This window comes from Sphingopyxis sp. (assembly GCF_035565275.1).
In the GTDB taxonomy this organism is placed as follows: domain Bacteria; phylum Pseudomonadota; class Alphaproteobacteria; order Sphingomonadales; family Sphingomonadaceae; genus Sphingopyxis.
Genome location: NZ_DATMST010000242.1, coordinates 1 through 9892 on the forward strand (window position 1 = coordinate 1; position 9892 = coordinate 9892).

The window sequence follows — 9892 nt, forward strand, 5'->3', positions numbered from 1 at the left end:
GAAGATGTCGAGAACGCAGCTGCAGCGCAGCGCGCCGCCGGCGAGCGCGTGCGGCTCTATGGCGTCGCGCTCGACGCCGCGAACAACGCCGCGCTGCTCGCGCGCAGCCAGTATCAGGCAGGACTGATCGACTTCCAGACCTTGCTGACTGCCGAGAACCAGCTCCTCGCCGCGCGCAATGCGCTCGCGGCGAGCGAGGCCGAGCGCGCCAATGCCTTTATCAGCGTGAATCAGGCGCTCGGCGGCGGCTGGGATGCAGCGAATTTCGATCCGGAAGCCGCCGCCCGGGAAGGAACGACAGAATGACCGATACCGCCACCGGGCCGCAGGAACTCGACGAATTTCTTGGTGCGAAACCGCGTCCGCGCTGGCGGCGCTGGATGAAATACTGGCTGCCCGCGCTGCTTGTCCTGCTGGTGCTGTTCGCAATTGCGACCTGCTCGGGCGGGAGCGGAAAGGCCAACTACATCACCGAACCCGTCGCGCAGAAATCGCTCGAACTCAGCGTCACCGCGACGGGCAACCTGCGCCCGACCAATCAGGTCGAAGTGGGTTCGGAAGTGTCGGGCAAGATCGATCATATCTATGTCGACGTGAACGATCGCGTGGCCAAGGGGCAGATCCTCGCGCAGATCAACACCGACGTGATCGAGGACCAGATCACGCAGGCCGACGCGAATCTCAACGCGGCGCGCGCGCAGGTCGCGCAGGCGCAGGCGACGCTCGACGTCGACCGGGCGCAACTCGCGCGGCTCGAAAATGTGTTCAGGATCTCGGGCGGCAAGGTACCGTCGCGGGTCGAACTCGATCAGGGACGCGCCGCGGTGAAACGCGATACCGCCGCCGTTGCCGCGGCGCAGGCGAACGTCCGCGCGGTCGAGGCACAGCTGTCCTCGGCAGTCACCAATCGCAACCGCGCGGTGATCCGCTCGCCCGTCGCGGGCGTCGTCCTCGCGCGCCAGGTCGAACCCGGACAAACGGTGGCGGCAAGCTTCAATACCCCGACACTGTTCATCATCGCCGAGGATCTTTCGGCGATGCAGCTTCGCGTCGAGATCGACGAGGCCGACGTCGGGCAGGTGCACGAGGGCCAGAAAGCGAATTTCACCGTCGATGCCTATCCGGGCCGCCGCTTTCCCGCCGTCGTCGAGCGCGTCGATCAGGCATCGAGCAACACCGCCTCGCAAGCGAGCCAGCAGGCCGCGGCATCGGCCGCCACCGGCAACGCGGTGGTCAGCTATGAAGCGCGGCTGGCGGTGGCGAACGGCGACGGCCTGCTCCGGCCGGGAATGACCGCGACCGCGACGATCGCAACGGGCACCACCGCGCGGCAGCTCCTCGTCCCGAACAGCGCCTTGCGCTTCCAGCCCGATGCCAAGGAGAAAGAGGCGGCGAGCGTGCTCAATCCCGAAATTGGCCTCGAGCAGAACGAGCAGCAGGCAACGATCGGCGTAGGGAGCCGCCAGCGTGTATGGGTGCTCGAGGCCGACGGCACGCTCAAGCCGGTCGAGGTCGTCACGGGGCAGAGCGACGGACGTCTCACCGCGGTCACGGCCAAGGCGCTGCGGCCGGGGATGAAGGTTGTGACGGGCAAGGGGGCAGCGGCCAAGTGACGCCTGCATCGTCCCGCGATGCCCCGCTGATCGAGCTGGAAGGGATCACCAAGACCTTTGGCAAGGGCGAGGCGGCGTTTCAGGCGCTCAGGGGCGTCGACATGCGGATCGAGCGCGGCGATTTCGTCGCGGTGATGGGTCCGTCGGGTTCGGGCAAGTCGACGACGATGAACATCCTCGGCTGCCTCGACGTCCCGACAAGCGGCATCTTCCGCTTCAAGGGTATCGAGGTACAGGCGCTCGACCGCGACCAGCGCAGCCTGCTCCGGCGGCGCTATCTCGGCTTTGTTTTTCAGGGGTTCAACCTCCTTGCGCGCACCAGCGCGGTCGAAAATGTCGAGCTGCCCTTGCTCTACCGCGGCGAGAACAAGAGCGTGCGGCACGCCGCGGCGATGAATGCGCTCGACCAGGTCGGGCTCGCGCCCTGGGCCGATCACACGCCCGCCGAACTCTCGGGTGGTCAACAGCAGCGCGTCGCGATCGCGCGCGCGCTGGTGACCCAGCCCGACGTGCTGCTTGCCGACGAACCGACGGGCAATCTCGATACCGAACGCTCGATCGAAATCATGCAGCTTCTGACCCGCCTCAATGGCGAAGGCATCACGATCCTGATGGTGACGCATGAGGAAGAGATGGCGACCTTCGCGCATACCATCGTCCGGTTCCGCGACGGTCTTGTCGAACAGGTCGAGCGCGGCGACCGCGGCGGCACGGCAGGGGGCGCCTGATGTTCGGCGCGACGCTGCTGCTCGCTTTCCGCGAAATCCGGCGGCACCTGCTGCGCTCTTTCCTCACGACCCTTGGCATCATCATCGGGGTCGCGGCGGTGATCACCATGGTGACGCTCGGCAACGGCGTTACCGCGTCGATCAAGGACCAGATATCCTCGCTCGGGTCGAACGTGCTGATTGTCTTCCCGGTGCAGGGCGACCGCGGGGCACCACGATCCTTCAAGCAGGCCGACGTCGAAGCGGTGCGCAGGCAGATCGCGGGCGTCGAGGATGTTTCGGGCAGCGTCTCTTCGAGCGCCACCGCCTTTCACAATGGGCAGAGCTGGCGGACGAGCGTGCAGGGTGTCGGGAACGACTTCCTTCGCGCCCAGTCGATCGAGGTCGAACTCGGTCGCCCCTTCTCGCGCGAAGAGGAAAGCGCGGGAAAGAATGTGTGCCTGATCGGCCCCAAGATCCGGAAGGCGATCTTCGTCGCGGGCAGCAGTCCGCTCGGTGCGAACATCCGCCTGAACAATGTGTCCTGTACTGTGATCGGCGTGCTCAAGGAACGCGGGCAGGGCGGCGGCCCCGATCAGGACAGCGACAATGTCGCAATGGTGCCGCTCAAGATGGCGCAGCGGCGCTTCACCGGCAGCAGCGACCTGCAATATTTCGTGATCAAATATGACAGCGCCTATTCGAGCACGACGATCCAGGATTCGCTCGTCGGCTTGCTGCGCGAGCGGCGGCTGCTGCAGGACACCGCCGCCAACGACTTCAACATCGTCGATACCGCGCAGGTCAATCAGGCGCTGGGGGCCGCGACCGGGGCGCTGACCGCGATGGTCGCTGTGATCGCGGGGATCAGCCTGCTGGTCGGCGGCATCGGGATCATGAACATCATGCTTGTATCGGTCACCGAGCGCACCCGCGAGATCGGCATCCGCCTCGCGATCGGTGCGCTCGCGCGTGAGGTGCAGCTCCAGTTCCTGACCGAGGCGGTGGTGCTTTGCTGCTTCGGCGGGGCGGTCGGCATCGCGCTCGCCTTTTTCCTGTCGTGGGGGATGGCGACGGTGATCGACGTGCCCTTCATCTTCAATCCCCTCGTCAATGCGCTGAGCTTCCTTTTCTCGGCCTTGATGGGGATTACCTTCGGATATTATCCCGCGCGCCGGGCCTCCAAACTCGACCCGATCGACGCGCTGCGCCACGAATAGGCTTTGACCGCGTCGCGAGTTGAGCCACCCGGCCTATGAAAACCCCGTTGCGGCTGCCGCCGTCGCATGGGCTTTCGCGGGGCATTCCCGCGCCGATCAATCCGCGTGCAATCTCGCCGGCGGCATCGCGCCCCATGTAAAAGGCGAGCGTCGAACCGCAGCGCGCCAGCGAGGTCCAGTCGAGATCGAGCGCCGCGCCCCGCCGGCTGTGTGCGGTGACGAACCGGACGTCGCGCGCGACGTCGCGAAGCGACAGCGAGAGTTGATCAGCACGACCTCGGGCATCGCGGATTCGATCTGCGCGGCCAGCCGGCCGGCCGGATCGATCACCACCAGATCGTCGAGTCCGGCTTCGCGCAGCGCGTCGTGCTGGTATCGATGATCGCGATCCTCATGCCGTGCCTTGCGATGCGGCCCTGGAATCGGCTAGCTCGATAGTGATCCGGTTGCCCTAGATTGCCGCGAAAGCGAAAAGAAGCGCGGCACCGAAGCTTGTGACCGACGCGGCGAGGATCGGAACCGTCGCGCGCCAGCCCATCTCCAGCAGCAGGTCCATGCGCGTGCGCATCGCGGTCGCGGTTACCGCCAGCAGCAACAGCGCCTTCGATGCCGAAAGCGCGGCGTCACGAAATTCCGGCGGCACCGGCACGATGCTGTTCAGCGAAACAACCGCAAGAAACGCGACAATGAACCAGGGCAGCGCAAGGCGGCGCCAGATGCGGGTGTCGGCGCCGTCCCCGGGCTTCAGCATCACGCCGACCAGCGCCACGACCGGCGCGAGCAGCGCGACACGCGCCAGCTTGACGATCGTGGCGCTCGTGCCCGCGGCATCGGAAAAGGCATAGCCGCCACCGATCGCCTGCGCGACGTCGTGGATCGATGCGCCGATCAGGAAACCCGCCTGCGCATCGGTCAGCCCGAATCGGACTGCGAGCAGCGGATAGATCGTCATCGCGAGCGCGCTTGCGAGCGAAATGCCGACGAGCGTCAGCGCGAACTGCGCCTGCGACACGCGCTGGCGTCCGATCACGCCATAGAGGGCCAGCGCCGCGCTCGCGCCGCAGATCGCCGTCGCGCCGCCTGCAAGCAGTCCGGCATAGGGGGATTGCCCCGAAAGCCGCGCGCCGGCAAAGCCCGCCCCGATCGTCAGCATCATGATGATGATCAGCGCCGCGAACGGAACCGGCCCGAGCACCGCAATCTGCAGGAACGTAACCTGCAGCCCGAGCACGACGATACCGATGCGCAGGAAAGTGCGCGCCGCGAAGTCGAGTCCGCGATGCGTCGCCTCGTTCGCCGCGATGAAATTGAGCGCGAGCCCGACGAGCAGACCCAGCAGGATGATCGGAAAACCATAATGGTCGGACAGCCAGGCTGCGGCCGCCGATGCCGCCGCACACGCCGCCAGGCCCGGAAAAAGGCTGCCCTTTGGCGCCGTGCCGGCCATGGTCCGGGCGAGATGCAGTTCGCCGAACAGGTCGCCGCCGCCGGGGAGGTTGTTCCAGTGCGCATGGCGCATCGATGTCAGATTGTTTCTGTCCAGCGCTGTCATATTGTGCGCCATATCGCCGGGACGGGCAGGCGCGCAAGGCTTCTCTTGCGAAGAACAGCGCGCGCGGACTAAGCAGACAGCGATGGTCAGCAAGGCCGAACGGGGAGACGCGCAATCGTGACGGGATTCAGCCAGCCGGGTGCGGAGCGCTTGCGCGCATGACCCGGGCAACGATCAAGGATGTCTCGCGGGTTGCCGGCGTGTCGATCAAGACCGTGTCGCGCGTGCTCAACAAGGAACGCTATGTCAGCGAAGACATGCGACAAAAGGTCGAGGAGGCCGTCGCGCGCCTCAACTATCACCCCAGCCTTGCGGCGCGCACGCTGGCGGGACGGCGCTCGTTCCAGATCGGGCTGATCCACGACAATCCCAGCCCCTATTATATCTTCAACATGCAGGCCGGCGTCGGGCAGCGCTGCCGCGAAGCCAATTTCCGCATGATCATCCAGCCGTGCGACATCAATTCGCCGGGGCTTGTCGACGACATCGGCGCGCTGATCGACCAGGCGCAGCTCGATGGCATCATCTTGACCCCGCCGGTGACCGACGTCGGCACCGCGCTCGCCGAGCTGTTCCGGCGCAAGATTCCCGTCGTGCGCGTCCAGCCGGGAACCGATCTGACCGCGACGTCCGCGGTTTATATCGACAATGTTCAGGCCGCCGACGACATGGCGGCCTACCTGATCTCGCTCGGTCATCGGCGCATCGGGCTCGTCACCGGCCATGCCAATTATTTCGCGAGCGGCCAGCGCCTCACCGGCTACCGGCAGGCGCTTCAACGCGCCGGCATCGGCTTCGACGCATCGCTGGTCTTCCCCGGTCAGTTCGATTTCCAGTCGGGAGCTGCGGCGGCCGAGGCGCTGCTCGCGCTCCCCGAGCCCCCGACCGCCATCTTCGCGAGCAGCGACGAAATGGCCGCGGGCGTGCTCGCCGCGGCGCATCGCATGGGTATTTCGGTGCCCGACCAGCTTTCGGTCGCGGGCTTCGACGACACCGACCTCGCGCAGGTCGTCTGGCCGTCGCTGACGACGATCCGCCAGCCGATCCGCGACCTGGGCTACGCTGCCGCCGATTTGCTGCTCGAATTCGGCGAGACGATCGAGCGGCGGCAATTGTCGCACGAACTGATCGTGCGCGGTTCGACGGCGCCGCCGGGGGGCTGAGCAGACAGGCAGGCCGGGAAAGCGGCGCGGAAAACAGGGACTTGCCAAGCATATGGCAGGTCGGTACATCAGCGATCCATTCCAAAGCGAAGAAAGGAGGGTGTAAATGAAATTTTCGATCGCATCATACCCTCCCGGAAGGTTTCGAGCCTTCGAGCGCTTCGGCCATTAGGTCCTGAAGCCTCCGTGATCCGGTTTTCCGGCCGGATCGCCCCCTGACATAACGCTTTGGAGACGGTGCTTTCGCGCCGGTTCATGATATGACATCGACACCCGACAAGGGTCGCGCGGATTCGATCCGACGCGTCCTCGACTTTACTTTCCGCCATTGGGCCGGGCAGCGCGGACGCGTTGCCTTCATCGCCCTGTTCATCACCGCCGCAACGATTACCGAGATTTTCGTGCCGCTGTACGCCGGCCGCCTGATCGACGCGCTGACAACCGGTCAACGCGACGGCGCGCTCGCGCTGTTCGCCGCGATGGCGGTGCTCGGCCTTGCGATGGTGGTGCTTCGCCATTTCGCCTGGGCGGGCATCATTCCCTTCACCCTTCGCATGATGCAGGGTGTGACGCAGGGCAGCTTCCACCGCGTCCAGCGCTTCTCGACCGACTGGCACGCCAACGCCTTCGCCGGTTCGACGGTGCGCAAGATCACGCGCGGCATGTGGGCGTTCGACACGCTCAACGACGTGCTGCTGCTGCAACTGCTGCCCTCGGTCGTCGTGCTCCTCGGCACGATGCTGCTCCTCGGCTGGCACTGGCCCGTGCTCGGGCTTGTTATGGGCATCGGCGCAGCGCTCTATGTGGCGATGACCGTCGTGCTCGCGGCGCGCTGGGCCTCGCCCGCCGCGACCCTGTCGAACGCGTGGGACACAAAGCTCGGCGGTCTCCTGTCCGATGCGATCGGCTCCAACGCCGTGGTCAAGGCCTTTGGCGCCGAGGACCGCGAAGAGGCCCGCGTCGAAACGCTGCTTGCCAAATGGGCGAAGCGCACGCGGCGGACGTGGATGCGCTACACCTGGTCGGGCAGCGCACAGATCCTGCTGCTCTGGGTCGTGCGCAGCGCGATCGCGGGAACGGCGCTGTGGCTATGGTGGAGCGGGGCCGCGACGCCCGGCGACGTCACTTTCGTGCTCACCAGCTACTTCGTGGTTCACGGCTATCTCGTTGATATCGGCTTCCACATCCATCACCTCCAGCGTTCGGTGAACGAGATGGAGGAGCTGGTCGATCTCCACGACCAGCCGCTGGGGATCGAGGATCGAACCGACGCCGAGCCGATCCGGATCGGCGCCGGCGAGGTGCGCTTCGACGACGTCACTTTCCGCTATGGCGGGCACGACACGCCGCTCTACGAGCGGCTCGACGTGCTGATCCGCGGCGGCGAGCGGATCGGCCTTGTCGGCCATTCGGGATCGGGCAAGACGAGCTTCGTCAAGCTGATCCAGCGCCTCTACGACGTGAACGAGGGCAGGGTGACGATCGACGGGCAGGATGTGTCGCACGCGACCCAGCAATCGCTCCGCGCGCAGATCGCGATCGTCCAGCAGGAACCGATCCTGTTCCACCGCAGTCTCGCCGACAATATCGCCTATGCCCGCCCCGAAGCGAGCCGGGCGGAAATCGAGGCGGCGGCGCAGCTCGCGAACGCGCACGATTTCATCGCCCGACTGCCGCGTGGTTATGCGACGCTGGTCGGCGAGCGCGGTGTCAAACTGTCGGGCGGTGAGCGCCAGCGGGTGGCGCTCGCGCGCGCCTTCCTCGCCGACGCGCCGATCCTGATCCTCGACGAGGCGACGTCCAGCCTCGATTCGGAAAGCGAGGCGCTGATCCAGCAGGCGATGGACCGGCTGATGAAAGGCCGCACCGCGATCGTCATCGCGCACCGGCTGTCGACGGTGCGCACGCTCGACCGCATCCTCGTGTTCGATCAGGGCCGGGTGATCGAGGACGGCGATCACGAAACGCTGCTCGCCGATCCGCAGGGCCAGTATCGCCGGCTGTTCGATCGGCAGTCGGGCAATATCATCGACGAGGATGATGAGGATCCGGCGCTGATCGACGCATAGAATCTGTCCGGTTCGGGCAGGGGCGCAAGCGCTTCAACCCGAACCGGACAGAGCCCGGCCATCGCCCCCCGAAGGCCGCCCGCCCGAAGCCATTCCAGACATCGCGGCGTAAGTCGCCGACCCGCCTTCGCGGGGAAAATTTCTCTGTCCATTCTGGTATGACAGCGTTATCTCATCGGTCAGAGACAGATTCGGGGAGAGACGATCTTGGCGCAAATCGCCGACAAACGCCGCTGGCTCGTGGTGGGGCTCGTCTTCATCGCAATCGTCCTCAACTATGTCGACCGCCAGATCCTCGCGCTCCTGAAACCGACCTTGCAGGCCGAATTCGACTGGACGGACCGCGATTACAGCCACATGGCCTCGGCCTTCCAGTTCGCCGCCGCGCTGGCCTTCCTCGGCACCGGCTGGTTTATCGACAAGGTCGGCCTGCGCTGGGGCTTCGCTATCGGCGTCGGCGTGTGGAGCCTCGCGGGCATGGCGCATGCCTTTGCAACCACTGTCTCGGGCTTCGTCGCGTCGCGCGCCGTACTCGGCGCCGCGGAATCGATCGGCACGCCCGCCGCGGTGAAGACCGCCGCGACCTATTTCAACGCGAAGGAGCGAAGTTTCGTCCTTGGTCTCGGCGGCATCGCGCCGAATGTCGGCGCGATCCTCACGCCGTTGCTCATCCCGCTGATGGCGATGATGTGGGGCTGGCAGGCGACCTTCCTGATCGCGGGCGGGCTCGGGCTCGTCTGGGTTGTCGTCTGGCTGATGGTGCGCATCCCCGAGCAGCCGAATGCCGCGCGCGACGCCGCCGCGCCGGAGATCGCGTGGAGCAGCCTGCTTCGCGACCGTCGCCAATGGGCGGTGATCCTCGGCAAGGCGCTCACCGATCAGGTCTGGTGGTTCCTGCTGTTCTTCATGCCCGACCTCTTTCACCGTGTTTTCGGATTGACGCAGGGCACGCTCGGGCTTCCGGTGGCCTTCGTCTATTTCATGGCGGCATTGGGCGGCATTACCGGCGGTTATCTGCCGTCGTACCTGATGGGGCGTCGCGGCTGGAGCGTGAACGCCGCGCGCAAGACGACGATGCTGATCTATGCGCTGCTCATCCTGCCCGTGCCCTTGCTCGTCGGGGTCGACAGCGCGTGGGTCGCCGCGATGATCCTAGGCCTCGCGCTCTTCGCGCATCAGGGTTTCTCGACCAACCTCTTCGGTCTCACCACCGACGTCTTCCCCGCGCGCATCGTCGGCTCGGCGATCGGCATCGGCGCCTTTGCCGGCAATCTGTCGGGCATGGCGATGATCGAGTTTGCAGGCTGGTCGCTCGACACGGGACGGGGGTATCTGCCGATGTTCCTCGTTTGCGCCGTCACCTATCTCGTCGCGCTCGCCGCGATTCACCTCATCCTGCCGCGCATCGTCGCGGTCGATGAGGAGGAGGATGGCGACGTGCAGGTGCTGGCGCACTAAGGTTGCGAAACCCCATTATTCGTCATCCCCGCGAAAGCGGGAACCCAGAGCGGGGTCAGCTTACGCGGGCTCTGGGTTCCCGCTTTCGCGGGGATGACGAAAAAAGATAA

At 65.8% G+C, this 9892-nt stretch carries 8 protein-coding genes; 7 read left to right on the plus strand and 1 reads right to left on the minus strand.

Annotated features, from left to right (window positions below):
• From VN047_RS16650 to VN047_RS16665, 4 genes are all read left to right on the plus strand, one after another.
• Positions 1–306 (plus strand): TolC family protein (locus VN047_RS16650; RefSeq protein WP_325544616.1); only part of this gene is annotated, 306 nt, incomplete at its 5' end.
• The gene (locus tag VN047_RS16655; RefSeq protein WP_325544618.1) at positions 303–1613 is read left to right on the plus strand and encodes an efflux RND transporter periplasmic adaptor subunit; all 1311 of its coding nucleotides are present in this window, start codon (positions 303–305) and stop codon (positions 1611–1613) included. The genes VN047_RS16650 and VN047_RS16655, both read left to right, overlap by 4 nt.
• Positions 1610–2341 carry an ABC transporter ATP-binding protein gene (locus VN047_RS16660; RefSeq protein WP_325544620.1) on the plus strand — a complete coding sequence of 244 codons (732 nt, stop codon included), beginning with the start codon at positions 1610–1612 and terminating at the stop codon, positions 2339–2341. The genes VN047_RS16655 and VN047_RS16660 overlap by 4 nt, the downstream gene beginning before the upstream one ends.
• Positions 2341–3540, plus strand: a complete 1200-nt coding sequence (locus VN047_RS16665) for an ABC transporter permease (protein ID WP_325544622.1) — start codon at positions 2341–2343, stop codon at positions 3538–3540. The genes VN047_RS16660 and VN047_RS16665 overlap by 1 nt, the downstream gene beginning before the upstream one ends.
• Positions 3541–3991: 451 nt before the next feature.
• Here the strand turns inward: VN047_RS16665 and VN047_RS16675 are convergent, their stop codons facing one another.
• Complete coding sequence (locus tag VN047_RS16675; RefSeq protein ID WP_414712726.1) at positions 3992–5092, minus strand: YeiH family protein; 1101 nt, start codon at positions 5090–5092, stop codon at positions 3992–3994.
• A 158-nt stretch (positions 5093–5250) separates the two neighbouring features.
• Here VN047_RS16675 and VN047_RS16680 point away from each other — a divergent pair, with 158 nt between their 5' ends.
• From VN047_RS16680 to VN047_RS16690, 3 genes are all read left to right on the plus strand, one after another.
• Positions 5251–6255, plus strand: a complete 1005-nt coding sequence (locus VN047_RS16680; RefSeq protein WP_325544624.1) for a LacI family DNA-binding transcriptional regulator — start codon at positions 5251–5253, stop codon at positions 6253–6255.
• 260 nt (positions 6256–6515) lie between these two features.
• Entirely contained in the window at positions 6516–8324 is a 1809-nt protein-coding gene (locus tag VN047_RS16685; RefSeq protein ID WP_325544626.1) for an ABC transporter ATP-binding protein, read from the plus strand.
• A gap of 207 nt (positions 8325–8531) precedes the next feature.
• Positions 8532–9782: an MFS transporter gene (locus VN047_RS16690; RefSeq protein WP_414712727.1), complete on the plus strand. Its 1251-nt coding sequence runs from the start codon at positions 8532–8534 to the stop codon at positions 9780–9782.
• The last annotated feature ends 110 nt before the right edge of the window (positions 9783–9892 follow it).

Coding starts and splice junctions, on each gene's coding strand:
- VN047_RS16655 (WP_325544618.1), top strand. CDS start 303: ATGACCGATACCGCCACCGGGCCGCAGGAACTCGACGAATTTCTTGGT.
- VN047_RS16665 (WP_325544622.1), top strand. CDS start 2,341: ATGTTCGGCGCGACGCTGCTGCTCGCTTTCCGCGAAATCCGGCGGCAC.
- VN047_RS16675 (WP_414712726.1), bottom strand. CDS start 5,092: ATGACAGCGCTGGACAGAAACAATCTGACATCGATGCGCCATGCGCAC.
- VN047_RS16680 (WP_325544624.1), top strand. CDS start 5,251: ATGACCCGGGCAACGATCAAGGATGTCTCGCGGGTTGCCGGCGTGTCG.
- VN047_RS16685 (WP_325544626.1), top strand. CDS start 6,516: ATGACATCGACACCCGACAAGGGTCGCGCGGATTCGATCCGACGCGTC.